Source organism: Mesorhizobium sp. WSM4830, assembly GCF_055811495.1.
Genome location: NZ_JBVVQI010000012.1, coordinates 48673 through 74066 on the forward strand (window position 1 = coordinate 48673; position 25394 = coordinate 74066).

Here is a 25394-nt window from a genome sequence, read left to right on the forward strand (position 1 = left end):
GCGCCATGACGATGATCTTCGGAATACCCGTTCAGGCATTCCTCGGCCAATTGCTGGTCGGCCTCATCAACGGCTCGTTCTACGCAATGTTGAGCCTGGGCCTGGCTGTCATATTCGGCCTGTTGCGCGTCATCAATTTCGCCCACGGCGCGCTCTATATGCTCGGCGCCTTCATCGGCTACCTGCTTCTCACCCGGTTCGGCATCGGCTACTGGCCGGCTCTGATCCTGTCGCCGCTGATCGTCGGCGGCTTCGGCGTCGTGGTCGAGCGCCTGGCGCTGTCGAGGCTTTACGACATCGACCCGCTCTACGGGCTGCTTTTCACCTTTGGCCTCGCGCTCGTGCTCGAAGGGGTGTTCCGCTACTACTATGGCGTATCGGGAAGTCCTTATTCCGTGCCGCCGCTGCTTTCCGGGGGAACCAATCTCGGCTTCATGTTCCTGCCTAATTACCGCGGCTGGGTGGTGGTCGCCTCGATGATCGTCTGTTTCGGCACCTGGGCGCTGATCGAGAAGACCAGGCTGGGCTCCTATCTGCGCGCGGCAACGGAGAACCCCGGCCTGGTGCAGGCTTTCGGCGTCAACGTGCCGTTGCTGCTGACTCTCACCTACGGCCTCGGCGCCGCTCTTGCCGGGCTTGCGGGGGTTCTCGCCGCGCCGATCTATCAGGTCAGCCCGCTGATGGGATCTGACCTCATCATCGTCGTCTTCGCCGTCGTCGTGGTCGGCGGCATGGGATCGATCCTCGGGGCGATCGTCACCGGTTACATGCTTGGCCTCGCCGAAGGCCTGACCAAGGTTTTCTATCCCGAAGCCTCCAATCTGGTGGTCTTCGTCATCATGGCGATCGTGCTTCTGGTCCGGCCAGCCGGCCTGTTCGGAAGGGATGCCTGAGATGGCCGAACTCTCACTTCGCGAGACGCGCGCCAAAAGTTCGGTATGGCTTGAATGGACGCTGGTGGGGCTCGCCATTCTGGCGCTGCTGGTGGCGCCTTTCTTCGTCTATCCGATCTTCCTGATGAAGATGCTGTGCTTTGCGCTGTTTGCCTGCGCGTTCAACCTTCTGCTCGGCTACACCGGGCTGTTGTCCTTCGGCCATGCGACATTCTTCGGCGGGGCGGCTTATTTCACCGCATACGCGGTCAAGGTCTGGGGCTGGCCGCCGGAAGCGGGCATCCTGCTCGGTGTCCTGGGAGCCGCGCTGCTCGGCCTTGTGATGGGCTTCTTTGCCATCCGCCGGCAAGGTATCTATTTCGCCATGATCACGCTGGCGCTGTCGCAGATGTTCTTCTTCTTCTGCGTGCAGGCGCCGTTCACCGGAGGTGAGGACGGCATCCAGGGCGTGCCGCGCGGAACGCTCTTCGGCATGCTCGACCTCAACGTCCCGATGAACATCTATTATTTCGTGCTGGCGGTCTTCCTGATCGGCGTGTTCGCCATCTGGCGCATCATCAACTCGCCTTTCGGCATGATCCTGCGTTCCATCCGGGAAAACGAGAGCCGGGCCATTTCGCTGGGCTATTCCGTCGCCAATTACAAGCTGGCGGCATTCGTCATGTCGGCAACATTGGCCGGGCTGGCCGGCGCGCTCAAGGCGATCGTTTTTCAGTTTGCCACGCTCACCGACGTCACCTGGCAGATGTCGGGCGAGGTGATCCTGATGACGCTCCTCGGCGGCATCGGCACCATGGTCGGGCCGATCATTGGCGCCAGCCTGGTCGTCGGCCTGGAAAACACGCTCGCCACCTCGAGTTTTCCTGTGACCATCGCCACCGGCCTGACCTTCATGGTCTGTGTGCTGGTTTTCCGGCGCGGTATTGTCGGTGAGGTCTATGCACGGTTTCTCGGGCCAAAGGGTAACGCGAAAGACTGAACGGCTCAGTTCCGCCTCGCTACGCGATGCGTAAGCCTTGCGCATCGAGAAGCACGCAGCCCAGCGGGTCGAAGCAGACATCGACCGCTTCGCCTTCACGCAGCGGCTGGCCGTCGATCAGCGTGTTGGCGCGCACCTGCGTGCCGGCGCCGATGTCGATCTCGTAGACGGCGTTGCCGCCGAGATAGGAGGTCGAAACGACCCGTCCCTCCAGCCTGTTGGCAGCACCGGCGGCACCGACGGTGAGCTTCTGCGGGCGAACGACGACGGTGACCGCGCTGCCAATCGCGAGCGCCTTAGGCGCGGCCGCCTTTACGACGTGGCCGCTGGCCAGCGCGATCGTCGCCATCTTGCCGTCCATCACTGTCACGCTGCCGGGCAGCATGTTGGCCTTGCCAAGGAAATTGGCGACGAATGCGGTGGCCGGCTGGTCATAGACCTGCGCGGGGGAGCCGATCTGCTCGATCAGGCCGGCGTTCATCACGACGATATCGTCGGACATCGACAAGGCTTCTTCCTGGTCGTGCGTCACGAAGATAGCGGTGATGCCCGTCTCCCTCTGGATTTTCTTGATCTCGACTCGCATGTCCTCGCGCATATTGGCGTCGAGCGCCGACAAGGGCTCGTCCAGCAGCAGCACTTCCGGCTCGAAGACGATGGCGCGGGCCAGTGCGATGCGTTGCTGCTGGCCGCCCGAAAGCTGTGAGGGCAGCTTTGTCTCGCTGCCGGGCAGCCGCACCATATCCAGCGCCTTCTTGACCCGGCGCACGATTTCCGGTTTCGGCACATTTCGGTATTTCAGGCCGAATGCGACGTTGTCGAAGACGTTCTTGTGCGGAAAAAGCGCGTAGTTCTGGAACACCAGACCAATGTTGCGCTTGTAGATCGGGATGTCGTCGACCCGCTTTCCGCCGATCGAGATCTGGCCACTGGAGATGTCGACCAGGCCCGCGATCGATCGCAGGATCGTCGTCTTGCCGCACCCGGACGGACCCAGCAAGGTGACGAAACTACCCTTGCGGATCGCCAGTGAAAAATCGCGTACAGCGGCGAACTTGCCGTAGAAAATATCGATGTCGCGAAACTCGACCGCAGGCTTTCCTATCGGCTGCCGCTCGCTCTGGGCGAGCGGGTCACCAGCAACCCCAGCCGAAGCCGGCCGGGGCTGATGGTCGTGACTGTTGTCGTCATGCACCTTTCGACACCCTGTCCCATTGCTTGGTCCAGGCGTCTTCGTTCTTCGCCCAGTAGAGCGGATCGGCGAAGGTCAGCGATTTCATAGATCCGGTCGGGTCGAAGGCCGGAAGTGCTGCGATCTTGTCGGTCAGCTTCACCTTGGTCGGGTCAAGCGATGGCGGATAGTTCTGGCCCTCGGCGACGGCGATCGACGTGGCCGGGTCCAGCATGAAGTTGATCAGTTCCTCGCATTCGGCCATGGGCGAACCCTTGAGCACCAGCATGTCCTCCATCCATGCGTATGAGCCGGCAGGGTCGAGATAGCCGATCGGCTGGCCCTGCTGCTGCAGGGCGGCGACACGTCCTGACCAGGCGTCGGTGACGACGATCTCGTTTCGCGACAGGAGGTCCATGAGTTCCGCGCCGGAACTCCAGAATTTCTTGGCCAGGTCCCGGGTCTCGCGAACCTTGGCCCAGACCGCATCCATATCCTGGATGTTGTTGGGGTCTTGTTTCGTCTGCAGCGCCGCATACCAGACGCGCGTCGTCATATCGGCGTAGCCGCCGATCTTGCCGGCATATTTCGTGTCGGTAAGCAGGTTGGCGCCCTTTTCCTTGGCTTCCTCCGGCGAGATGACCTTGTTGTTGTAGGCGATGCCGGTGGTGCCGTAATCATATGGCACTGCCGACAGCTTTGGCGTGATCTTACGGAACGGCTCGATCATGGCGGTCAGCACATTCGCCATGTTCGGAATGTTCGCCTCGTTGATCTCCGAATTGAAACCGCCATTGACATATTTGATGTAGTAGTTGACGCCGGAAGAATGGACGATCTGGAAGTCGCCCGGCTTCGACGTCTTGATCTTGGTGATGATCTCGTTCTCGTCGCCAAAGGTGCCCTGGACGACCTTGACCTTGGACTTGGCGGTGTAAGGCTGGAACGCGTACTTATCGATCGCTTCCTGCACCACGCCGCCCCATCCGTCGAAGCGCACTTCCGAGACCGCGGCCAGCGCCCGTCCCATCCAGGGCATGGAAAGCCCGGTGGCGGCGGCAGCGGCGGCCGTCAGCGTCAGGAATGATCGCCGGCTGATGTCGCCATTGGCATAGCGTTCGTTGAGCCGTTCCAGTCGTTTGGTGGTTGTCAGTTTCATTTCCATTCTCCCATTTTCATTTTCACTTGCCTGCCTTGAACCAGGTGAGGCTTTGCAGGATGAGCCCGCCAGCCAAGGGAATGCCGACCGTCAAAAGGATCATGACGGTTCCGAGCGCGTTCACCTCGGGGCTGATCGAGATCTTCAGCATCGAAAGGATTTGCGTCGGCATGGTCTCGACGCCCGCCGGCCGCCAGAACAGGCTGGCCGAGGTGTTGTCGAACGAAATGGTGAACGCGAGCAGAACACTGGCAAGCACTGCGGGAATGAGCAGCGGCAGCGTGATCTCGCGGAATGTCGACACACGCGGCGCCCCGAGCGAAAGCGCTGCCTCCTCATAGGAACGTTTTATGCCGACCATGCGCGCCTGGACGATCAGCACCACGTAGGGGAGCGTGAGCAGAATGTGGCCGAGCACCAGCAGCGTCATGCTGCGCGGCTGGTCGACGGCTTTGATCATGACCAGCAGGCCGACGCCGAGTATCGTTTCGGGGACCAGCGCGGGAAGAATGACAAGCGTGTTGATCGCCTGCTTGCCACGGAACTCGAAGCGCACCAGCGCCAATGCCGCCATGATGCCGAGCAGCGTCGTCACCGTTGCCGTCACCAGGGCAATCCACATCGATGTCCTGAAGGCGTCGAGAACCGGCTCGTTGGTGAGCAGCTTTTCATACCATCGCAGGCTGAAGCCGGTAAGGGGAAAGCCGCCGAACATCGAGGCGTTGAAGGAAAGCACGATCGTCGCGAGGATCGGCGCAAACATAAAGACGTAGACGCACACCGTGATCGCGCCGGTCAGCCGCCACGCCCATCTGCCTTCGCGATCGGGATGATCCGCTCTCATGCACTGAGGCCCTTCATGATCTGCGATAGGCCCATATAGCGGCTGTAGGCGGCCGCGGCCGCGCCGAGCAGGACGAACAGGACGATCGAAAGCGTGGCGCCCATCGGCCAATTGAGCTGCCCCATGATGGTATCGTAGATCAGGTTGCCGAACAGCGCATCGCGGCTGCCGCCGAGCAGCTGCGGCGTCACATAGGAACCGGCCGCCAGCACGAAGCAGAGCAGCAGCCCGGCGCCCAGCCCCGGCATCGATAGCGGCAGGGTCACTTCGCGGAACGCCTGCGCGCTGGTACAGCCCATCGAGCGGGCGGCGGCGATCAGGGTGCGGTCGATGCTTTCCAGGCTGACATAGACGTTCAGGATCATATAGGGCAGCAGAAAATGCAGCAGCCCCATGATGACGGCGCCCTCGGTGTAGAGCATCGGCAACGGCTCGTTGATGACCCCCAGCCTGATGAGCGCGACGTTGATCAGCCCCTGTTCGCCGAGGATGTGAATCCACGAGAACGTCCGGATGGTGAAGCTGATCCAGAACGGCACGATGAGCAGCAACAACAGCAGCCATTTGTGCCTGAAGGTCGTGGCCCAGATGAAATAGGCGGGGAAATAGCCAAGGATCGCACAGATCACCGCGGTGATGGCGCCAACGCGAACGGTCTTCCAAAGAAAACCGTGATAGTAGCTGTCAGTGAGGAATTCCTTCCAGTTGTCGAAGGTCAGTACCGCCGACTCCACTCCCGCGGTGACGAAGGTGAAAAACGTGTAGACCGTCATCATCGCGATCGGCAGCAGCAGAAGCAGGGTAAGCAGCAAAAGCACAGGCGCGACGAGGACCCAGGCCAGTCGCTGATCGTATAATTTCCACCCTTTGGTCACGACCGTCCAACCACTTTATATGCAAGCCGCCATCACCGGGCTCGGCTCCGGACCAGATTGGGCGATCGGCGTTCAGGTGTCCACTCTGCATATGGCTCCTGCGCAAATTCTGTGCAGCGCCACTGCCCGGTTATCGGTCCTGCTGGATTCGACAAATTGCCCGGCGTTCTGCCTGCGCATTGATTAAATCAGATATCCCGATATACAGGATAATTTCGGATATAGATTTTGCATGGGTCGGGCAATTTCATGAGTCGCAATTTTCTGGTGATTGAACCTGAGGAAGGCATTGCCGTGCTCAAGGGGCTTGCCTCCTCGGCGCGCATCTCGATGCTGAAACTGCTGCATGAAAAGGGGCCGATGAATGTCAACGAAATCGCCGCCGTGCTGTCGCTGCCGCAGTCGACCGTCTCGACCAACATCCAGGTGCTGGAGGATGCGGGGCTGATCCGCACCGAGAACCTGAAAGCGAAGAAAGGCAGTCAGAAAATCTGTTATCCGACGGCCGAAGAAGTGCTCGTCGTGTTCAAGAGCGAATATCGTGCGGTCAAGAACGACGCGATCGAAGTGTCGATGCCGATCGGGCTTTATACCGGCTTCGAGGTCACCGCACCTTGCGGCCTTTGCTCGCCGGACGGCATCATCGGCCTGCTAGATGTTCCCAACACTTTCCTCGATCCGGACCGCATGAAAGCCGGTCTGCTATGGTTCACGCGCGGTTTTGTCGAATACCAGTTCCCCAACAATGCCAAGCTCGCCAATGCCGAGATCACCGGACTCGAAGTGGCGATAGAGCTGTCCTCGGAAGTGCCGGGCACCAGCGCCGATTGGCCCTCGGACATCACGCTGACGATCAATGGCGTCGATGTCGGCACCTGGACGTCGCCAGGGGATTTCGGCGACAAGCGCGGCGTCTTCACGCCCTCATGGTGGAAGCTCAAGGGCTCGCAATACGGCAAGCTGAAGAACTGGCGAATTGCCAATGACGGCACCTATGTCGACGGCCTCAGGATTTCCGAAACCGGCCTCGCCGCACTCGATCTGAAGAGCCATCATTCAATCCGCGTCCGTATCGGCGTCAAGGATGACGCCAAGCGCCCCGGCGGGATCAACATTTTCGGCAAGGGCTTTGGAAATTACGATCAGGACATCCTGCTCAGGATCAAAACTGGTTGATATCATGAAACCGGGTTCTGAAGATAACGCAGCAATTTCAAATAGCTGGCTTTCTACCGTGCCAAAGCGTTCGTCTAATTGTCCTACATTTGGGTATTTTGGCTTGACGAAGGGCTGCCAATCCCGCTTTGATATCGGGCAAGATGATTTAAATCATCGTTTGTGATATCGATGGGAGGAATGCATGAAGGCAGCCGTTACGGCTCATCCGCATTATGTTGTCTCGGAAATCGATCCGAGGCTCTACGGATCCTTCATCGAGCATCTGGGGCGAGCAGTTTACACCGGCATCTACGAGCCCGGCCATCCGACAGCGGATGCCAACGGCATGAGGCAGGACGTCATCGATCTCGTCAGGGAACTCAATGTTCCGATCGTCCGCTATCCCGGCGGCAATTTCGTCTCCGCCTACAATTGGGAAGACGGCATTGGCCCCAAGGAACAGCGCCCAGTCCGCCTCGATCTCGCCTGGCACACATCGGAAAGCAACGAAGTCGGCCTGCATGAATTTGCCGATTGGTGCACCTCCGCCAACACCGAGATGATGCTTGCCGTCAATCTCGGCTCGCGCGGCCTAGACGAAGCCCGCAACCTGCTGGAGTACGCCAACCATCCCGGCGGCAGCAAATGGAGCGACAGGCGCATCGCCAACGGCCGCAAGGAGCCCTTCGACGTCAAGCTCTGGTGCCTCGGCAATGAAATGGATGGCCCCTGGCAGATCGGCCACAAGACCGCGGACGAGTATGGCCGCCTGGCGCATGAGACGGCCAAGGCCATGCGCGCCTTCTCCAAGTCACTCGAGCTGGTGGTCTGCGGATCTTCGAATGCCAAGATGCCCACCTACCCTGAATGGGAAGCGACGGTTCTCGACCACACCTACAACGAGGTCGACTACATCTCGCTGCACATGTATTTCGACAACGAAGCCAACGATGCTCCGAACTATCTCGCCATGAGCGAAAAGCTCGACGACTACATTGTCTCGGTCGCCGGCGTCATCGAGTATATCAAGGCCAAGAAGCGCTCCAACAAGCAGGTCTACATCTCGTTCGACGAATGGAACGTCTGGTACCATTCCAAGGAGCAGGACAGGAAGATACTCGGCGGCAGCGACGGTTGGCCGTTCGCCCCGCCGTTGCTCGAAGACATCTATAATTTCGAGGATGTGCTGCAGGTCGGCCTGATCCTCAACACCTTCATCCGCCGTTCCGATGTCGTCAAGATCGCCTGCCTGGCACAACTGGTCAATGTCATCGCGCCGATCATGACCGTTCCGAATGGCCCGGCATGGCGGCAGACGATTTTTTATCCCTATCTGTTTGCTTCTAACTATGGCCGCGGCAACGCGCTGGATCTCAAGGTGGAAAGCCCGACCTACAAATCCACCGTTGCGGGCGAGGTCGCCTATGTCGATGTTGCCGGCGTGCACGACAGGCAAACCGGCCACGTCACGTTCTTCGCCGTCAACCGCCATTCGAGCGAGGCAATCGAAACAGTGGTCGATCTCACCGGCTTCGGCGCGGCGGAGATCGTCGATCACCGGGTGATGGCACACGCCGATCTGAAAGCCGTCAATTCGGCCGAAAACCCTGGCAATGTCAGCCCCAGGAAGGGTGAGGGCGCCTCGCTCGCCGGCGGCAAGCTGAGCCTGTCGCTGCCGGCCTATTCCTACCAGGTCATACGCCTGAGGCTCTGAGTTCAGGCGGATCATCGAGAAAGCGCAAACGCTGAGGAGGAGCGTCGACGTGACGGCCAATATCGAGATCAGGAACGTGAGCAAGCAGTTCGGTGCCATGACCGTGCTGGATCATCTGTCGCTCTCCATAAGGGCACGCGAATTCATCGTGTTCCTGGGCCCGTCCGGCTGCGGAAAATCGACGCTTCTTCGGATGATCGCCGGGCTCGAAGCTGTCGATAGCGGCGAGATTGCCATCAACAACGAGCGCATCGATCATTTGCCGCCGGGCAAGCGCGGCATTGCGATGGTGTTCCAGTCCTATGCGCTTTATCCGCATATGACGGTGCGCGACAACATGGCCTTCGGCCTTGCGAATATCGGCGTACCAGGCAAGGTCATCGAGGCGCGCATCAACGAAGCCGCTCGCATCCTCGAAATGCCGCATCTGCTCGATCGCAAGCCGGGCCAGCTCTCCGGCGGTCAGCGCCAGCGCGTCGCCATCGGCCGTGCGATCGTCAAGGAGCCGAAGGCCTTTCTGTTCGACGAGCCGCTCTCCAATCTCGATGCGGCGTTGCGCACCCGAACCCGCATCGAGCTTGCTCAGCTTCACCAGCGGCTGCAATCGACGATGATCTTCGTCACCCACGACCAGGTCGAGGCAATGACGCTCGCCGACCGCATTGTCGTCATGAACAATCGCAAGATCGACCAGATCGGTACCCCGATGGAGATATACGAGCGCCCGGCGACCAAATTCGTCGCGGGTTTCGTCGGCGCACCGGCGATGAACTTCGTCGATGCGACGCTTGACAGATCCGGCGAGAACGCCACAGCCAGGTTTGCGGACGGCATCTCGGTGCAGACCGAGATTGCCTCCAGCCAATTGACCGACGGCAAGTACACTTTCGGCATCCGTTCTGAAGACGTGCGCATCGTTGCCGCCGGGCAGGGCAATGCCGACGGCGTCGTCGATGTGCTCGAGCGGCTCGGCGAACGCACGCTGATCTACGCGCGGCTGGGTGATGGCCAGCAGATCGTCGGCTCGGATGCCGGCAACAGCCGCGTCGCCGTCGGCGACAGAATCGGGCTCGCCTTTGACGGCCAGAAATCGCATCTGTTCAACGAGACCGGCCGCGCCTGGCATGCGAGGGAGGCCTGAGATGGCTGACCGGCTGGCGATGTCCCCGACCGCGACGCTGGCTGTCGGCGTCGGAGCTCCTACTGCCGACATCTATGCGCCGCAATGGCGAAACTTCATTTTCGTTGCGCCATTCTTGTTCTTCTTCACCACGCTGCTGCTCTTCCCGCTGCTCTGGGGGATGTGGCTGAGTTTCCACAAGGCCGACACGTTCTCGTCCGGAAATTTTGTCGGTCTCGGCAATTACGCCAGGCTGTATCACGACAAGGTTTTCCTGCAATCGATCTGGAACACCTTCTATTTCGTGCTTCTGACGGTACCGACGCTGGCGCTGATCGGCCTTTTCCTGGCGCTTTGCCTCAACCGCCGCACGCGCACTGCCGCGGTTTTGCGGACGCTGTTCTTTTCCTCGTCGGTGCTGTCGGTCACCATCGTCACGCTGATCTGGCGCATCGTCTTCATTCCAAATGTCGGCCTGTTGTCGACGATCTACGGATGGTTCGGCGCGACCGCACCGGCCTTCATTTCCGATCCCAGCCTGGCGATGATCGGCATCGCCATTGCCACCATCTGGTGGTGCATCGGCCTGCCGATGATGCTCTTTCTCTCGGCGCTCCAGCAGATTCCGCAGGACATTTACGAGGCGGCAGCGCTGGACAATGCCAATCGCTGGCAGACGCTACGCTCGATCACGCTGCCGTCGATCAAGCGGACCTTCATCCTGGTGATCATCATTCAGATCGTGCTGCAATTCCAGCTGTTCGGCCAGGCCTGGCTGATGACGCGCGGCGGTCCGAACAACCTGACCAAGCCGATCGTGCTCTACATCTACGATACCGCATTCCGTCGCTGGGATCTCGGCCTGGGTGCCGCTGCATCGGAAATCCTGTTCATCCTCATCCTGATCGCGGCCATGGCCCAGTACCTGGTGACACGCAGCAGGGGAGACCAGGCATGAGCGCTCCAGCCACTTCCATCAAGGGACGGGCATTTGGCGACCACGTGCTATTAGCCCTCGTCATCCTGCTTTCGATCGTCATGATCGCGCCGGTTCTGTGGGTCATCGGCCTGTCGCTCAAGGACAATGCCGAGCTGATGGCCGATCCGAATTCGGTGTTTCACGCGCCTTATACGCTGAAGAACTACATCAATACCGTCGGCACCTCGTCGGTGTTCATCTGGGTGCGCAACAGCATCATCGTCTCGGGCGGATTGACGCTCGGCACGTTGATCCTGTCGTCGCTCGCCGGCTACGGCTTTGCACGGCTGAATTTCCCCGGCCGAGACGTGCTGTTCGTGATTGTGCTGTTCGGCCTGGCGGTCCCGGAGCAGGCCGTGCTCGTCGCCCGTCACCAGATCTTCAGCATGCTGAAATTCCACAACACCTATCAAGGGCTCATCCTGCCGGGCCTTTCGGCTCCGTTCGGCGTCTTCTTGATGACCCAGTATTTCAAGGCCATCCCGAAGGAGCTGGACGAAGCCGCCATGCTCGATAACGCCAGCCGGCTCAGGATTTTCTGGAAGGTGCTTCTGCCGCTCACGCTGCCTGCGCAGGCGACGCTCGGCATCTTCACCTTTCTCGGCGCCTGGAACGAGTACTTCTGGCCGCTGATTTCGGCGACGAGGAAGGACATGTTCACGCTGACGGTGGGCATGGCCTCGACCCAGACCAACTTCGCCCAGTCCGAAGGCATCGGCTTCCTGATGGCGCAGGCGGTGTTCGCCGGTGCACCGATCCTGATCGTCTACCTGTTCTTCCAGAAATACATCGTCACGGCGGTCTCCGGTGCTGCGGTGAGATAACGAAGACTGCCTGACGGCCGGGGGGAATGCGTAGCGATTGAAGCACGAAAGCCAATCCAGGGTGGAGCGGCGGAAACTCAGTAGGAGGAACTGATATGAAACTGAAGAAAATACTGTTTGCCGCAGTTTCTGCGGGCGCAATGATGCTCGCAGCTCCAAGCTTCGCCGCCACGGAACTGAGCGTGCAGCGCTTTTTCGGCGCCTGCGATGCCGATTTCGGCACCAACACCGATCCCACCAAGGCCGTTGGCGAATGCGGCATCATCACCTCGCTGATCAACAAGTTCAACGCCGACAATCCCGATGTCCACGTCAACGTCACCACCGTGGAATGGCCCGGCTATGATCAGCTGACCGCGCAGTTCGCTTCAGGCGACGCTCCGGACATCGTCACGATCCATGAATCCGTACTGTCGGATTATCAGTCGAAGGGCCTGTTGATGCCGCTCGACGATCTCTTGAAGTCGGTCGGCGTGACACCCGACGCCTTCACCGACGCGGCGCGCAATGGCGCCACCAAAGACGGCAAGATCTACGGCCTGCCGATCGACAGCTGGACGATGCTCTATCACATCAACATGGATCTTTTCAAACAAGCCGGCCTGGTCAATGCCGACGGCACGCCGATCTTTCCAAAGTCGCCCGAGGAACTGCTCGCCCAGGCCGAACAGTTCAAGCAGAAGACGGGCAAGCCTTATTTCGTCCAAAACCTGGCCAATGAGACTGCACTCTACACACGCAACCTCTACACCTATCTTTTCCAGCAGGATTCCGATTTCTTCGCCGATCCGAAACATGTGAAGTTGAATACGCCGGAAGCCAAGAAGGTCGTCGAGATGTACAAGGCGATCTTCGAGAAGGGTTACACCACCAAGGATCTCGACTATGGCGGCTCGATCAACGCCTTCCTTGCCGGCGAGGGTGGCGTCCACCTCAACGGCACCTGGGTGGTCGGCGATTACAACGCTCAGTCCGAGACCAAGGGTACGGCGCTCAACAAGGGCGGCTATGCGGTCTATCCGTATCCGCAGCTGTTTGGCGGCACCCACGCGCAATATGCCGACGGCCACACCTGGGCCGTTTCGCAGAAAGACCGCACGCCTGAACAGATCGCGGCCATCGGCAAATTCCTGAAGTTCTTCGCCGACAACGACTTCGAATGGTCGCGCACCGGCCACTTGCCGGCCTATAAGGCCGTCATCACCTCGGAGGCCTTCGAGGCCCTGCCGCATCGCAACACGATCTCTGCGGTCGCCGACCTCGGCAAGCCGCTGCCGTCCGCCGTACAGCGTCAGTTTGCGATCCAGGACATCATCGGCGAAGAGATGAGTGCAGCAATCAGTGGCCAGAAGGACGTCGACACCGCCCTTGCCGACATGGAAAGCCGCGTCAACGAATTGCTCGCCAACATCTGATCACGGGTTTCGAAAGGCCCTCCCAAGGCGCCCCGCGGCTGGAAACGGCCGCGGGGTTTTGGTGAGGCAGTGATTATTGTCCTCGAATTGCGAGACTTGCCGGTGGCAACCGGGTCAAACACGCCAACCACGGCACCGCAACCTCGGCAGCAGCCGACGCAAGCCCTGCCTGGAGGGTTCCATTAGAACGCCGCGGCCATGGGCATTGCGACCTTGTTGGGGATCTGGATGTCGATCTCCAATCTCGATGTCGTCTCGCCGTGATCCATGCTCACCTGCAGGAAATCCTGATCGACCTGAACATGCCGGGCGATCACCGCCATGATCTCCTCGCGCAACACGGAGACGAGATCGGGCTGGTTGCGGCTTCGACGCTCGTAAGCCAACAGCAGTTGCAAGCGTTCGCGCGCCACCGGCGCGCTGCCGCGGCGCTTGAAGATATCGAGCAGGTTCATGCTGCCCTCCTTCCCAACAGCCGGTCGAGAAGGCCCCTCCGCTCGAAAGGCAGAATGACCGGCAGGTCCTCGCCCTCAAGTCTTCTTGCCGCGTCGATATAGGCGCGTGCGGCGGGGTTGGTGTTTTCGCTGAGCGTAACCGGCGCGCCCACATTGGATGCGCGCAGCACGTCCTGGCTCTCGGGAATTATTCCCAGCAGAGGCGTGGACAGGATCTCGAGCACGTCATCGATGCTGAGCATCTCGCCGCGGGCCGCGCGCGCTGCATCATAGCGCGTGACGAGGACGTGTTTGGCAATCAATTCACCTTGCTCGGCTTTCATCGTCCTGGAGTCGAGCAGGCCGATGATGCGATCGGAATCGCGGACCGAGCTCACTTCCGGGTTGGTAACGATTACCGCCTCGTCGGCAAAGCGCATGGCAAGTTGCGCGCCCCGCTCTATGCCGGCTGGGCTATCGCAGAAGACGTAGTCGAAAACCGAGCGCAGCTTGTCGATGACATCGGCGACACCGTCCTCGGTGAGGGCATCCTTGTCGCGCGTTTGCGAGGCCGGCAGCAGGAACAGCGTTTCGAGCCGCTTGTCACGGATCAGCGCCTGCGAAAGCTTGGCGGTTCCCTGAATGACGTTGACGATATCGAAAACAACGCGCCGCTCGGCACCCATGATCAGATCGAGGTTGCGCAGGCCGACATCGAAGTCGACGAGGGCCACCCGCTTGCCGGTTTTCGCGACCGCGGCGCCGAGAGCGGCCGTCGAGGTCGTCTTGCCGACACCCCCCTTGCCGGATGTGACAACCACTACCTTGCCCATATTTGTGCCTCCAATGTTGTTAGTTGAGCGGTGCGACGCAAAGTGCGCCGTCCTCGAGAAAGGCCTGTACCGGCCTTCCTCGCGAGGAGGCGTCCATTTCCTCGGCGGTGCGGTACCAGCCGTCCACCGCCAGAAGTTCGGCTTCGTTTTTCCGGCAAAAGATACGAGCCGCGGAATTTCCCGTAGCGCCGGCGAACGCACGTCCACGCAGCGTGCCGTAGACATGGATCGATCCTCCGGCGATGATCTCGGATCCGGAACTGACGGAGCCGACAATGACCACATCGCCATCTGGGTGAAAGATCGACTGGCCGGAGCGGATCGGTGCCTTGATCATCAATGAGTTCGGCGCCTGCGGCTCTTCCGTCTTGGCCTCAGCGGCGGCCTTCGGGTCAGGCTGCACGTAAAGCGCATCAGCGGTGGCCTCCTTGGCGCCAACGAGGAGCGGCGGCAGATCGGCATCGAGAGCAACATTGCCATCGGCCTCGATCGCGTAAATGCGAATCCCGCGCTCCGCGAGCTGTAAGACCAGATCCCGCATCTCGCCCACTTCGGGCTTGAGCATACTCAGATCGAGCACGACCGGACGGCCGGCAAAGAAGCCGGGAGAGTTTTCGGTCCAGTGATCGAGGCTTTGCAGCCATTCCCCTAGCGGGGCCTCAGGGGTGAGGGTGAAGGCTACAAACGAGCGCGCTCGAAAGCGTATGGACTTGTTTTGGATGGGAGCGACGCAGGTCACAGAGGCGAGTCCTTACTGATTGGTTAAGGCTAGCCCGGCATGGTTAACGAAAAGTTAATGGCGGCTTCCCGAGGCGTTGGCGGAGGCATTCTTTTTGCCTCCGATCGTCCCGCCGGGCGCCCTGCTTCCGATGCACGACGAGGTCCTCCTCGCGGCTGCCTGGAGGCGTCTCCAGTTCACGAGGTCGGCCGACCGGTATATTGTTGCCGGAATGCCGCGCCTATTAAGGAGTTATCGATTTGACAAGCGTTGCCAGGGGGCCTGTCGCGGATCGCGGTCGCGCTACCTATGACCTTGGCGCGACCGCCATCTTTGCTTCCAAATCAGACCCGCGCTTTCACTATTGCCTGTATGTGCCTCCCGCGGTTGGGGAAGGCGCCAAAGTCGATCTGATGGCCGCCATCCATGGCACCGGCCGCACCTCTTTTCTTGGATTCCGCGACGCGTTTTCCGAGTTCGGACGCTGGAACGGCTGCGCCGTTTTGTGTCCGCTGTTTCCCATCGGCGTTCTCGGCGATGATGCCCGCAGCGGGTACAAATATATGCTCGAGGGCAACATACGCTACGATCAGGTGCTGCTCGCGATGATTGAGGAGGTCAGCGCCAAATACAGTCAGGATTGGAGCCGTTTTGCCATGTTCGGATTTTCCGGCGGCGGGCATTTCACGCATCGTTTTGCTATCCTGCATCCCGACAGGCTCTGGGCGGCCTCAATCGGCGCGCCAGGCTCGGTGACCTTGCTCGATCCGACGCATGACTGGTGGGTGGGCATTCGCGATCTGCCGGAGAAGTTCGGCATCACCTTCGATGCCGTAGCGCTGGCAAAAGTGCCTGTCCAGATGATCGTCGGCGACGCTGACCTGGAGACTTGGGAAATCACTCATGTCCAAGGCAGCACCCATTGGATGCCGGGCGCCAACGATGCGGGGCTAACACGGCCGGAACGCCTCATGGCATTGTGTCGATCGTTCGAGGAGGCGGGTGCGCGCGTGCGCTTCGATTTGCTGCCAGGCGTATCTCACGAACGGGACGCGGTTCTCGATTCGGTCAAGGATTTCTTCGCCCAACAACTCAAGGAACGAGGGAACGCCTCACGATGAATTCGTCGCGCTCCAGCCCGTGAAGAGATTACGGCGATCAAAACCCGACCACGTCGATCGCATCCAACGCCGATGTGCTGGCAGTGCGCGACAATCAGAGCAACGCTTCGTACCGATCGCCGATCTTATCGACTGTGAAATCCACCGCCCTTTTTTTCAGCACGGCAGCAGGGGTGGGATGGTCCAGCATCTCGGCCATCGCCTCCGCCAGGGCTGCGCCGTCACCGACCGGCACCAAGGTGCCGAAACGGCCGTCACCGAGTATTTCGCGCGGGCCATGCGGAGCATCGGTGGAGATTATGGGGACACCTGCGGCCATCGCCTCGACCAAGACATTGCCAAAGCCTTCGCTGGTGGATGTAAGGACGAACAGATCGGCTGCGGCATAACAGGTTGCGGGATCGTTGACGTAGCCGGCAAAGAGTACGTCCCCGCCGATGCCGATCTGCTCGGCATAGGCGTGCAATTCGGCAGCCAGCGGACCTTCGCCGAAGATGACAAGCCGGGCAGGGCGGCCGACGCGCAGGGCAGCGAAGGCCCGCAGCAAAGTCCGGTGGTCCTTGACCGGCACCAGGCGTCCGGCGGTGGCGATGACCGGGCCATCGCCCATCGCCGCCAACGCTGCCTGCCAGGCATAGGAATTCCCCTGCGGTGCTTCAGCCGGCGGCAGCGGGTTGTTGATGACGACGACCTTGGATTCGGGGAAGCCGCGGGCGATGATGTCACGGCCGACACCCGCCGAAACGGCGATGGCTTTGGTTGCACGCGCTGCAACCAGCGCGGAAAGCCAGATCGCCAGCCTCGCGCCGAGGCCGCTGGCAGGCAGGGAGGTGGCGGCGTGGAAGCTTGGAAAGAATTTTGCCCGGCTTCTGGCCAACATGAGTGACAGCGCCATCACCAAATTGGCGAATTCCGGGGCACTATAGACCGCATCGGGATCAAGGCGGTGGAACAAATTTGCGCTCCGCACGATGCCTTTCAGCGTCGCCGACTTGGCGTAACCCTCGCCGCGCAAGAGAAGGCCGAAGTCGACCAGGTGCACGGCAGCGGAACGCAGCGCGGCGTTAGGGCCTTCCGAGTTCCAGGTAAAAAGCGTGACCTCGTGGCCACGCGACGCCAGTTCATTTGCCATAAGGACGAAAACACGTTCGGCGCCGCCGCCCCTCAGGCTGGCGATGTGGAAAACGATGCGCTTCGCCATGCCTTGCTTCAGGCTCGGCTGGCGGCAAGGCCTGATTGGTTCGGCGGCCGGCGCATGTCGCGGATGATGCCCATGCCGATGGCCAGCAGCATGCCCAGGGCAAAGCCTGCGAACGCTCCTGCGCCTGCCACCAAGGCAGGGCGCGGTGGCCATGAGCGCCCTGGTGGCGGCACCGCGGTCGAAATCACCTGTACGTTTGTGGTGTCGATCTGCTCGCGCTCGCTGATTTGGCGCGCACGGGACAGGAAGCTCTCATAGACCGCTCTCTTGGAGGCGGCATCGCGTTCAAGCTCACGTAGGGCGACTTCGGACTCGCTGTCGGTGAAAACGTTGCTCTTCAGATCGTTCATCCTGGCGTTGAGAGAAGCCAACGAGGCCCTGGCCTTGTCCAGGCTGGCCTTTGCCGTGCCGACGGTGCGAGAGAACTCGGCCCGGAGTTGCGAGTTGACGGTCTCGAGTTCTGTCCTGAGCCTGACAATCGTCGGGTGACGCGGGCCGAAGGTCATCGACTGTGAGTCGATCTGCTGCCGCAGGCCGTTTGACTTGTCGCGTAGCGCCGCGAGCGCTTCCGAAACCGTGGGGTCGGGATTGGCCCCATTGATACCGGAGGCAACCAGGGCGTCGTAGCTTGCCTGTGCGGCGATTACGCGCGATTGCGCATCGACGATTTCGCCGTTGAGCTGCGTCAGCGTCTGCGAACTGACGAGCTGGCCATTGCTGGACGACAGGTTGTGGCTGCGCCTGTAGCTCTCGACCTTCTCTTCGGCAGTCTGCACGTCGCTCTTGAGTTGGCCAAGCCGGCTGTCAAGGGCAGCCGCGGCACGGCTGGCGCCGGCAGCTTCGGCCTTGGCCAGTTCTTCCTGGAAGTTTTTGACTATGGCCTGCGAGATCAGGATCGCCTTGGCGGTGGTTTCCGCAGATACCGAGAGGGTTGTGACAAACGATGTCGGGTCCGCGATCGCGTCTACCCGGTCCGCCAGGTTCTTCAAGGCGATAAGCCTCGGGTCGGGCTTCGCCACAGCGCCAGATGAGGATGTGCTCCGGTCCGGATCGAAAAACTCCGGATCGTGAGTCAGATTCAGTTCGTCCACCACACGGGAAAGCACGTTGCCCGAGGTCAGGATGCGCTGCTTGCTGCGCGTGCTGAGCAGTTGGCTGTCGACCTGGCCCGGTTGCGAGTAGAGGTCGTTTTCCACAACCTGCAAATTGGATGGGTTGATGAGAACCTCGGTCGTGACGGTGTAACGCTGCTTGCTCAGCAATGCATACGCGCCACCGACAATGCCCCCGATTACCGCCAGCATGAAGGCCAGGGCGAGGCCGGCCCGCAGCCAGACGAACAGGCGTCGAAAATCGAGCTCGAGGAAATCGCCGATCTTGTCCAGGGTCACAGTCGCGACAGGCTCTGGAGGTTGCGGCGTCACCGGCGCGGAGCTTAGCGCCGCGACTGGGCCATGCTGTTGCAGCAATGCCCTGCGCCGTGCATTGGCGATACGCTCGAATGCACTGTTGTTGGAAGCCGTCGCGGAGATAGGGGGTGTGCCGGAACCGGCAGACATGGTGACAACCCTTGTTAAATCATTACGCTTGGCCTGCTCTACAGAAACATCGTTAACATCTTATTTTCCAAGTTGGCCCATTTTACTGTTCATACACCCCGTCCGTCCGGCGGACGTTGAAGGGATTTCGTTGCCCAGAATGCCGTTCGAATATCGCCATTTGGATGGGCCATGAGCTATCCCGCTGCCGCTTCGGAACGAGTGTTGTCCAGTCGAGCGCGCCGTCAGAACGCGCTGTCGCTGCTGTTTTTCCTGTGCGCGGCGTTCGCGCTCCTGCTTCGCTTTACGGTGTCGCCGCAGGTGATGAACATGGTCGTCGACTATACGGCCCAGGGAGGCTCGTTCTACGAAAAGCTGCATTTCGGCACCTATGCGATCATCCTGCTGCTTCCTATCGTTCTTTTCAGCCGACCGTTTCTGCTGCACGGCGATGAAATTGGAATATTCAAGGCGTTGATCCGCTATTCGGTGCTGATGTTCGCGCTGGTGCCTTATCTGTTCGTTACCGGCCGTGCGGGCTCCTCCGGCTTCATCATCGATACCTATCTGGTGGCCGGCGCCACAGGCCTGTTGATGCTGGCATTGAATGCAGAGGTGCGGCGGGCGTTGGGAGACGTCGTGCTTGGAATGGCGGTCCTGAGCGCTGTCATCGGCACCATCGAGGCGGTGACTCAACATCGGTTGTTGCCCTATGGCTTGAACGAACTGCAATTCAGGCCAACTGGCCTGTCGTCCCATCCGCTGGCACTGGGCGCGCTCTGCGCCACAAGCATTGGATTCGTGCCGCTGACGCACTGGCGCATCTGGATGCGGGTGATGGCGATCTTCCTGTTGTTCATCGGTTGCGCTGCGTCAGGCGCTCGCGCTGCGCTGATGCTCGCCACGGCGGAAATTCTCATTCTGCTACTGTTCGTGCCCTGGCCAGGCCTATCGCTCAAATACGAGCGGCAGGCCAAATTTTTCGTACTGATGTTCACCGTCGCCGGTGGCGCGGTGCTCGTAGCTGTACTGTTTGCGGGCGGTCTGCTGAATCGGTTCAGCAACACCATCTTCGACGAAAACTTCATGGCCCGGGTGACCATTTACCAGGTATTCGGACTGGTCAGCTGGAACGACATCCTGTTCGGCATGAACGTTGACGACCTGCTGGCGATCGTCAGGCAGAAGCTGCATCTGCCCTACATCGAAAGCGCGCCTGTGGTAATTATCTTGCTCTTCGGCCTGCCCATAGCCCTGCTGTTTACAGCGCTGATATTCTGGTTTGTCTTCCGGCTGCTGCGCGGGGCGCCGCTGCCCGCATGGATCGGCACCATAACGTTCTTGCTTGCCGCGCTGTCGAACAACGCGCTTTCGTCAAAAACGCCGGACATGACGATCATCGTGGTGTTGCTGCTTGCCTACAGGGACCAGTCTTCGGTCGCTGCATTGAAGCCGACTGAGATCCGTTAAGCACGGGCCTCGGATCCGCTCAGCCGGCGCTGTCCACGACCTCGACACGGCCCGCGCGGTTGAGCGTGTGAATGCCGGACCGAGCCCATGCCGGCCCGGGGTCGATTGGGCGGGGCAGTTCGAAACGGACGTCGAAATCGTCAAGCCGATCCAGCCGCATCAAGCCGAGGCCGCCACCATAGGCTCTCGAGCCGTTTTGCACCGGCAGCAGCGAGCCCTCCCGGCGGATAAAGGCGCCGCCAGGCCGAGTGGCCGAGTGATCGACGGCGACCGGATTGAGCGCGTGCGCAGCCCACGGCCCACGCAATGCCGGGGCGGAATAGACGGCCATTGTGTCGGACGCGCTACCGTGACCGAACCGCTCAGTCCCCAACAGCCAGAAGCGGCCGTCGGATTCGAGCAGCGTGGCGTCGTTGAAGTCCCTGTCCGCGATCAGCACCGTATCGCGTACCCAGCGATCCGGAAACTGCACGGCACGGTAGAGCACCAGTTCGCGCGCCGTAGCGCTTTCAGGGATCATGAATATCTCACCGGAGTGAGCGAACACCTGCGGATATGACAGGTGATGCGCTTCCTCCAGCACCATTTTCGGGACGCCGAAAGTGCCGTCGGTGCCAAGTTCCGCGACAGAAATCACCCCGCGGCCGGTGGCGTAAGGAAACTCCTCGACAAAAAGATAGTGGCGGCCATCGCGTTCGAGAACGAACGGATCGGCGTAGAATCGCTGTCCGTCATCGGCAAGCACGGTGAAGGGCTTGCCATCCAGCTGTCCGGTTTCGGCGACGCCTGGACCATCGATCAGCCGGTAAGCAACCTGCCAATAGAAGGGGCGCCGGCCACGTCGCAGTTTTTGCACGGCGCGGTCGACCAACCCCCTGCCGAAAAAGGGCAGATAGTACCTGATAAATCCGCCTTTCTGCAGGGGCGGCGCCGGGCTCTCGGCAATCGGCGCAAGTTTGCCCGTGGAGAATCGGGCGACACATTGGGCAATCAGGGAGATGGCGCCGGCGAGCAGGTCGTTGCTGGTTCGGGACAGCCAGAGCCGATCGCTGATCATCGGCCGCGCCCTGGCGACGGCAACGCCGTCGAGGCGCGCGGTGAGTTCTGGCAAACGCCCGCTCGCCAGCATCTCGGTCATGCCCGCGGCAAGGCTGCTGTGGCCGCAAAATTCGAGCGTCAGGACAGGCGTGCCCCGTCGTGCGGCGGTAGCGGTGAGATCGACTATAAGATCGACTGGGCCGGTGTCGCCGGACGGCAACGGCTCGGAACGGCTCGCCAATGAGGGGCCGAAGCGCCGGCCCTCGAGCGCCAGCACATTATCCATCATGCGCGCATTGGGTTCAGGCGCCGGCGCGCGGCAACTCGAAACCGCATGTCCAGCCACACTCAACCGCGCCAGAAGCTCATTTTCCCAGCGCCGGGATGCGTCGGCGTGGCCGATGATTAAAATATTAGCCAATCCAATATATTCTTTTTCAAGACTACTGCCATAGAACACTTGTCAGCCCAACCTTTCACAAGAGTTAAGCCGGGAGAACGCGGCCTTGGTTATTAATCATATATTAAGAATTGAGATCACGAAGGCGCTTCCCGGCGCTATTATGGCTCTTGCGGGCAATAGTCGGCATGTCCCGAAGGCTGCAGGCGACCAGGATCAGCAATGAACGTCCTTTCACGTCCAAAACTGCCGTCCAGGCAGAAACTGCTGATCGTGTTCGGCACGAGGCCGGAGGCACTCAAATGCTTTCCAGTGGCGCGTGCGGCCCTTGCTCATTCAGGCTTCATCACCGAAATATGCATCACCGCCCAGCATCGTGAAATGGTCGACCAGGTTGTCGAGCTGACCGGCCTGCCTGTGCATCACGATCTCAACATCATGCAACCCGGCCAGTCGCTGTTCGATGTGACCTCGCGCGTGCTCCTGGGCATGGCCGAGGTGCTGGACAAGGCGAAGCCCGATATCGTCATGGTACAGGGCGACACCACCACGGCAATGGCCGCGGCTCTGGCTGCCTTCTACAAGCGTATCCCGGTCGCTCATGTCGAAGCAGGATTGCGCAGCCACAACATCAACTCGCCGTTTCCTGAAGAACTGAACCGCAAGATTGCCGGCGACATCGCCACCTGGCATTTTGCGCCGACCGTTCAGGCTCGCGACAACCTCATCGCCGAAGGAAAGGCCGAAAGCACCATCTTCGTGACCGGTAACACGGTGATCGACACGCTGTTGCACTTTTCAAGCGCGATCGATGCCGACAGGCTGATGAACGCGAAGCTCGCTGCCCGCTTCCCGTTCCTCGATCCTTCCAAGAAAATGATCCTCGTCACCGGCCATCGCCGCGAGAATTTCGACGGCGGTATCCAGCGCATCTGTACGGCGTTGAAGGGATTGGCGGCGCGCGGAGACGTGCAGATCGTCTACCCTGTCCATCCAAACCCCAATGTGCGCTCGGTGGTCAACGCAGAGCTGGAAGGCGTGCCGAACATCCATCTGGTCGAGCCGCAGGACTATCTGCCCTTCCTGTACCTGCAGAAGCAGAGCTATCTGGTGCTTACCGATAGCGGCGGCGTGCAGGAAGAAGCGCCGTCGCTCGGCAAGCCGGTGCTGGTGATGCGCGAAAATACCGAGCGACCCGAGGGGGTCGTGGCCGGCACCGCCCGTCTTGTCGGCACCGATGTCGAGAAAATCCTGTTCAACGCCAATCGCCTGCTCGACGATCAGGCTGCCTATCGCGGCATGGCGGAACGACACAACCCATATGGCGATGGCCGGGCCAGTAACCGGATTGTTGAGGAACTGCTGCATCATGGCTGAAATCAAGACCGTTTCCGTAATCGGCATGGGCTATATCGGCCTGCCGACCTGCGCCATTTTCGCCAGCCGCGGGCTCAATGTCATTGGCGTCGATGTCAACGGAGCGGTGGTCGAGAAGGTCAACCGCGGTGAAATCCACATCGTCGAGCCGGACCTCGACGGCCTGATCCAGAAGGTCGTGGCGAACGGCAAGCTCATGGCCTACAGCACGCCACAGCCGGCGGACGCCTATATCATCGCCGTGCCGACCCCGATGACCCACGACCATAAGCCGGACGTGACCTACGTGCTCGCGGCGGCACGAAGCATCGCCCCGGTGCTGAAGCGGGGAGACCTTGTGGTGTTGGAATCGACATCGCCGGTGGGAACTACGCGTATCATGACCGGGCTGCTTGCCGAGCTGCGGCCTGATCTCAAATTTCCTGTCCAGCATGGCGAAGACGCCGATGTGCTGGTCGCCTATTCGCCCGAGCGCGTGCTGCCGGGAAAGGTGCTGACCGAGCTGATCAACAACGATCGCTCGATCGGCGGATTGTCCCGCAAATCGTCCGAACGGACCGCGGCACTCTATTCGACCTTCGTCACCGGCGACCTGTTCATGACAACGGCCGAAAGTGCCGAGCTGGTGAAACTGACGGAGAACGCGTTCCGCGACGTCAACATCGCCTTTGCCAACGAGCTTGCCGCCGTGTGTCAGGACCTGTCGCTCAATGTATGGGAAGTGATCGATCTCGCCAATCGACACCCTCGCGTGAACATCCTCCAGCCGAGCCCGGGCGTTGGCGGTCACTGCATTGCGGTCGATCCATATTTTATTATCGACGCCGCACCCAACAGCACGCGGCTGATGGCTTCGGCACGCCGGATCAATTCCGAGCGGCCCATGTCGGTGGTCAGGGATATCGAGGCCTTGCTCGACCCCTCCCGCAAACAGACGATCGCCTGTCTTGGCCTCAGCTTCAAAGCCAACATCGACGACTTGCGCGAGAGCCCGGCCGTCGAGGTGGTGAAGCTTCTGTCCGATATCCCCAATGTGAAGATCATTGCGGCTGAACCCAACACAAATTCGCTGCCGCATGAGCTCGAGGGCAGGGGCATCGTGTTCACCGACGCACTTTCGGCCATCGACAGGTCCGATATCGTCGTCCTCCTGGTCGATCATCGGCAATTCAATCTGGTCGACCCCGAAGCGCTCAAGGACAAGAAGCTCGTCGATACGCGGGGTCTGTGGACGTGGCGCAAGGCACGCAAGCCCGACGCCCGCATCGAAGGCAAGAAACCAGAGGTCGCACAAGTGACGCTTGCAAGGGAGCAGGCTGCATGAACGCGCACGCCCCGGCATGGGCGCAGCATACCCTATTGGCGTCACGGCGCCGGGAGTTCCTTGGCGCACCTATCCATGCGCTGACTATGGCAGAGACGCTGGCTATCGCCGACGAGGCGATGACGCTGCGACGGCCGCTGCATCATGTGGTCGTGAACGTCGCCAAGCTGGTGACCATGCGCCAGAATGCCGAATTGCGCGAGGACGTGGCCGGGGCGGACGTGGTCAATGTCGACGGCATTGGCGTGCTTTGGGGTGCACGTCTGTGCGGCGTCGCGCTGCCCGAGCGGGTGGCGGGCGTCGACATCATGATCAATCTGCTGAGCCTCTGCGCGAAGCGTGGATTCAGGCCGTATCTGCTGGGGGCCGAACAGCACGTTCTCGACGCGGTTGTATCGAGACTTGCCAGGGACCATCCGAGCCTCTGCATAGCGGGAATGCGCAACGGCTATTTCAAGCCGGAGGACGAGGCCGGAATCGTCGCGGCGATCAACGCCTCGGATGCCGACTGCCTGCTGGTGGCCATGCCGACACCGCGCAAGGAACGCTTTCTCAAACGCTACCGCGATGAACTCGCCTCAAGCTTCGTGATGGGCGTGGGCGGCAGTTTCGACGTCTATGGCGGCAAGGTTGCCCGTGCGCCGAAGCTGATACAAGCGGCCGGACTGGAGTGGCTGTTCCGCGTCGTCCAGGAGCCGCGACGCTTGTGGCGCCGCTACTACGACACGAACACTGCCTATGCGGGACTGCTGTGCCGGGAGTTCTGGGAGCGTCGCTGGCGCCGAAACGCCGGTTTATAGTTTCGCATT

Annotated in this window: 23 protein-coding genes; 13 read left to right on the top strand and 10 right to left on the bottom strand. The window is 60.6% G+C overall.

The genetic code is table 11. The features are described from left to right. The first annotated feature begins 5 nt into the window (after window positions 1-5). Both AC0L2Y_RS16865 and AC0L2Y_RS16870 read left to right on the top strand, forming a co-directional pair. On the top strand, window positions 6-893 hold the full coding sequence (locus AC0L2Y_RS16865) for a branched-chain amino acid ABC transporter permease (RefSeq protein ID WP_254819527.1): 888 nt from the start codon (window positions 6-8) through the stop codon (window positions 891-893). Between the two features lies 1 nt (window position 894). Next, complete coding sequence (locus AC0L2Y_RS16870; RefSeq protein WP_473557918.1) at window positions 895-1872, top strand: branched-chain amino acid ABC transporter permease; 978 nt, start codon at window positions 895-897, stop codon at window positions 1870-1872. Window positions 1873-1891: 19 nt separating this feature from the next. Here the strand turns inward: AC0L2Y_RS16870 and AC0L2Y_RS16875 are convergent, their stop codons facing one another. The 4 genes from AC0L2Y_RS16875 to AC0L2Y_RS16890 are packed head-to-tail and all read right to left on the bottom strand — an operon-like array spanning window position 1892 to window position 5921. Continuing rightward, complete coding sequence (locus tag AC0L2Y_RS16875) at window positions 1892-3067, bottom strand: ABC transporter ATP-binding protein (protein ID WP_473557921.1); 1176 nt, start codon at window positions 3065-3067, stop codon at window positions 1892-1894. Next, window positions 3060-4202 (bottom strand): extracellular solute-binding protein, encoded by a 1143-nt coding sequence (locus AC0L2Y_RS16880; RefSeq protein ID WP_023675643.1) that lies wholly within the window; start codon window positions 4200-4202, stop codon window positions 3060-3062. Before AC0L2Y_RS16880 ends, AC0L2Y_RS16875 begins: the two co-directional genes overlap by 8 nt. Window positions 4203-4224: 22 nt before the next feature. Continuing rightward, window positions 4225-5046, bottom strand: a complete 822-nt coding sequence (locus tag AC0L2Y_RS16885; protein ID WP_352661970.1) for an ABC transporter permease — start codon at window positions 5044-5046, stop codon at window positions 4225-4227. Continuing rightward, window positions 5043-5921 (bottom strand): ABC transporter permease, encoded by an 879-nt coding sequence (locus AC0L2Y_RS16890; RefSeq protein WP_473557923.1) that lies wholly within the window; start codon window positions 5919-5921, stop codon window positions 5043-5045. The genes AC0L2Y_RS16885 and AC0L2Y_RS16890 overlap by 4 nt, the downstream gene beginning before the upstream one ends. A gap of 249 nt (window positions 5922-6170) precedes the next feature. On the opposite strand from AC0L2Y_RS16890, the gene AC0L2Y_RS16895 reads away from it, so the two are divergent. The 6 genes from AC0L2Y_RS16895 (at window position 6171) to AC0L2Y_RS16920 (ending at window position 13131) form a co-directional block, all read left to right on the top strand. Continuing rightward, the gene (locus tag AC0L2Y_RS16895; RefSeq protein ID WP_352455343.1) at window positions 6171-7097 is read left to right on the top strand and encodes an ArsR/SmtB family transcription factor; all 927 of its coding nucleotides are present in this window, start codon (window positions 6171-6173) and stop codon (window positions 7095-7097) included. Between the two features lie 184 nt (window positions 7098-7281). Beyond that, window positions 7282-8793 (top strand): arabinosylfuranosidase ArfA, encoded by a 1512-nt coding sequence (arfA, locus tag AC0L2Y_RS16900; RefSeq protein ID WP_473557926.1) that lies wholly within the window; start codon window positions 7282-7284, stop codon window positions 8791-8793. A gap of 49 nt (window positions 8794-8842) precedes the next feature. Beyond that, window positions 8843-9934, top strand: coding sequence for an ABC transporter ATP-binding protein (locus AC0L2Y_RS16905; RefSeq protein ID WP_473557928.1), 1092 nt, complete (start codon window positions 8843-8845; stop codon window positions 9932-9934). A gap of 19 nt (window positions 9935-9953) precedes the next feature. Then, window positions 9954-10871, top strand: a complete 918-nt coding sequence (locus AC0L2Y_RS16910) for a carbohydrate ABC transporter permease (protein ID WP_473558153.1) — start codon at window positions 9954-9956, stop codon at window positions 10869-10871. Then, window positions 10868-11716, top strand: a complete 849-nt coding sequence (locus AC0L2Y_RS16915; protein WP_473557931.1) for a carbohydrate ABC transporter permease — start codon at window positions 10868-10870, stop codon at window positions 11714-11716. Before AC0L2Y_RS16910 ends, AC0L2Y_RS16915 begins: the two co-directional genes overlap by 4 nt. Window positions 11717-11811: 95 nt before the next feature. After that, window positions 11812-13131, top strand: a complete 1320-nt coding sequence (locus AC0L2Y_RS16920; protein ID WP_473557933.1) for an ABC transporter substrate-binding protein — start codon at window positions 11812-11814, stop codon at window positions 13129-13131. Window positions 13132-13313: 182 nt separating this feature from the next. Here AC0L2Y_RS16920 and minE read toward each other — a convergent pair whose 3' ends face one another. From minE to minC, 3 genes are read right to left on the bottom strand one after another with little or no spacing between them, the layout of a single operon-like run. Further along, window positions 13314-13586 (bottom strand): cell division topological specificity factor MinE, encoded by a 273-nt coding sequence (gene minE / locus AC0L2Y_RS16925; RefSeq protein WP_023677151.1) that lies wholly within the window; start codon window positions 13584-13586, stop codon window positions 13314-13316. Beyond that, complete coding sequence (gene minD, locus AC0L2Y_RS16930) at window positions 13583-14398, bottom strand: septum site-determining protein MinD (RefSeq protein ID WP_473557935.1); 816 nt, start codon at window positions 14396-14398, stop codon at window positions 13583-13585. The genes minE and minD overlap by 4 nt, the downstream gene beginning before the upstream one ends. Before the next feature lie 19 nt (window positions 14399-14417). After that, window positions 14418-15137 carry a septum site-determining protein MinC gene (gene minC, locus AC0L2Y_RS16935; protein WP_473557938.1) on the bottom strand — a complete coding sequence of 240 codons (720 nt, stop codon included), beginning with the start codon at window positions 15135-15137 and terminating at the stop codon, window positions 14418-14420. 239 nt (window positions 15138-15376) lie between these two features. On the opposite strand from minC, the gene AC0L2Y_RS16940 reads away from it, so the two are divergent. Next, window positions 15377-16237, top strand: a complete 861-nt coding sequence (locus AC0L2Y_RS16940) for an alpha/beta hydrolase (RefSeq protein ID WP_473557940.1) — start codon at window positions 15377-15379, stop codon at window positions 16235-16237. 94 nt (window positions 16238-16331) lie between these two features. Here AC0L2Y_RS16940 and AC0L2Y_RS16945 read toward each other — a convergent pair whose 3' ends face one another. Next, window positions 16332-17438 carry a glycosyltransferase gene (locus AC0L2Y_RS16945; RefSeq protein ID WP_473557942.1) on the bottom strand — a complete coding sequence of 369 codons (1107 nt, stop codon included), beginning with the start codon at window positions 17436-17438 and terminating at the stop codon, window positions 16332-16334. An 8-nt stretch (window positions 17439-17446) separates the two neighbouring features. Further along, entirely contained in the window at window positions 17447-18997 is a 1551-nt protein-coding gene (locus AC0L2Y_RS16950) for a GumC family protein (RefSeq protein ID WP_473557944.1), read from the bottom strand. 171 nt (window positions 18998-19168) lie between these two features. Here AC0L2Y_RS16950 and AC0L2Y_RS16955 point away from each other — a divergent pair, with 171 nt between their 5' ends. Next, window positions 19169-20446, top strand: coding sequence for a VpsF family polysaccharide biosynthesis protein (locus AC0L2Y_RS16955; protein ID WP_352489838.1), 1278 nt, complete (start codon window positions 19169-19171; stop codon window positions 20444-20446). A 19-nt stretch (window positions 20447-20465) separates the two neighbouring features. Here AC0L2Y_RS16955 and AC0L2Y_RS16960 read toward each other — a convergent pair whose 3' ends face one another. Continuing rightward, window positions 20466-21905, bottom strand: a complete 1440-nt coding sequence (locus AC0L2Y_RS16960) for a glucosamine inositolphosphorylceramide transferase family protein (protein WP_473557947.1) — start codon at window positions 21903-21905, stop codon at window positions 20466-20468. A gap of 201 nt (window positions 21906-22106) precedes the next feature. Here AC0L2Y_RS16960 and wecB point away from each other — a divergent pair, with 201 nt between their 5' ends. The 3 genes from wecB to AC0L2Y_RS16975 are packed head-to-tail and all read left to right on the top strand — an operon-like array spanning window position 22107 to window position 25385. Further along, the gene (wecB, locus tag AC0L2Y_RS16965; protein ID WP_473557949.1) at window positions 22107-23261 is read left to right on the top strand and encodes a non-hydrolyzing UDP-N-acetylglucosamine 2-epimerase; all 1155 of its coding nucleotides are present in this window, start codon (window positions 22107-22109) and stop codon (window positions 23259-23261) included. After that, window positions 23254-24585: a UDP-N-acetyl-D-mannosamine dehydrogenase gene (wecC, locus tag AC0L2Y_RS16970; protein ID WP_352489841.1), complete on the top strand. Its 1332-nt coding sequence runs from the start codon at window positions 23254-23256 to the stop codon at window positions 24583-24585. The genes wecB and wecC overlap by 8 nt, the downstream gene beginning before the upstream one ends. Then, the gene (locus AC0L2Y_RS16975) at window positions 24582-25385 is read left to right on the top strand and encodes a WecB/TagA/CpsF family glycosyltransferase (protein WP_473557953.1); all 804 of its coding nucleotides are present in this window, start codon (window positions 24582-24584) and stop codon (window positions 25383-25385) included. The genes wecC and AC0L2Y_RS16975 overlap by 4 nt, the downstream gene beginning before the upstream one ends. The last annotated feature ends 9 nt before the right edge of the window (window positions 25386-25394 follow it).

Bases quoted from the DNA above. Each gene is read 5' to 3' on its own strand.
- minE (WP_023677151.1), bottom strand. From the start codon at position 13,586: ATGAACCTGCTCGATATCTTCAAGCGCCGCGGCAGCGCGCCGGTGGCG.
- AC0L2Y_RS16895 (WP_352455343.1), top strand. From the start codon at position 6,171: ATGAGTCGCAATTTTCTGGTGATTGAACCTGAGGAAGGCATTGCCGTG.
- AC0L2Y_RS16910 (WP_473558153.1), top strand. From the start codon at position 9,954: ATGTCCCCGACCGCGACGCTGGCTGTCGGCGTCGGAGCTCCTACTGCC.
- AC0L2Y_RS16880 (WP_023675643.1), bottom strand. From the start codon at position 4,202: ATGAAACTGACAACCACCAAACGACTGGAACGGCTCAACGAACGCTAT.
- AC0L2Y_RS16950 (WP_473557944.1), bottom strand. From the start codon at position 18,997: ATGTCTGCCGGTTCCGGCACACCCCCTATCTCCGCGACGGCTTCCAAC.
- AC0L2Y_RS16865 (WP_254819527.1), top strand. From the start codon at position 6: ATGACGATGATCTTCGGAATACCCGTTCAGGCATTCCTCGGCCAATTG.
- AC0L2Y_RS16870 (WP_473557918.1), top strand. From the start codon at position 895: ATGGCCGAACTCTCACTTCGCGAGACGCGCGCCAAAAGTTCGGTATGG.
- minD (WP_473557935.1), bottom strand. From the start codon at position 14,398: ATGGGCAAGGTAGTGGTTGTCACATCCGGCAAGGGGGGTGTCGGCAAG.
- wecB (WP_473557949.1), top strand. From the start codon at position 22,107: ATGAACGTCCTTTCACGTCCAAAACTGCCGTCCAGGCAGAAACTGCTG.
- AC0L2Y_RS16945 (WP_473557942.1), bottom strand. From the start codon at position 17,438: ATGGCGAAGCGCATCGTTTTCCACATCGCCAGCCTGAGGGGCGGCGGC.
- AC0L2Y_RS16885 (WP_352661970.1), bottom strand. From the start codon at position 5,046: ATGAGAGCGGATCATCCCGATCGCGAAGGCAGATGGGCGTGGCGGCTG.
- AC0L2Y_RS16915 (WP_473557931.1), top strand. From the start codon at position 10,868: ATGAGCGCTCCAGCCACTTCCATCAAGGGACGGGCATTTGGCGACCAC.
- AC0L2Y_RS16955 (WP_352489838.1), top strand. From the start codon at position 19,169: ATGAGCTATCCCGCTGCCGCTTCGGAACGAGTGTTGTCCAGTCGAGCG.
- AC0L2Y_RS16920 (WP_473557933.1), top strand. From the start codon at position 11,812: ATGAAACTGAAGAAAATACTGTTTGCCGCAGTTTCTGCGGGCGCAATG.
- wecC (WP_352489841.1), top strand. From the start codon at position 23,254: ATGGCTGAAATCAAGACCGTTTCCGTAATCGGCATGGGCTATATCGGC.
- arfA (WP_473557926.1), top strand. From the start codon at position 7,282: ATGAAGGCAGCCGTTACGGCTCATCCGCATTATGTTGTCTCGGAAATC.
- AC0L2Y_RS16975 (WP_473557953.1), top strand. From the start codon at position 24,582: ATGAACGCGCACGCCCCGGCATGGGCGCAGCATACCCTATTGGCGTCA.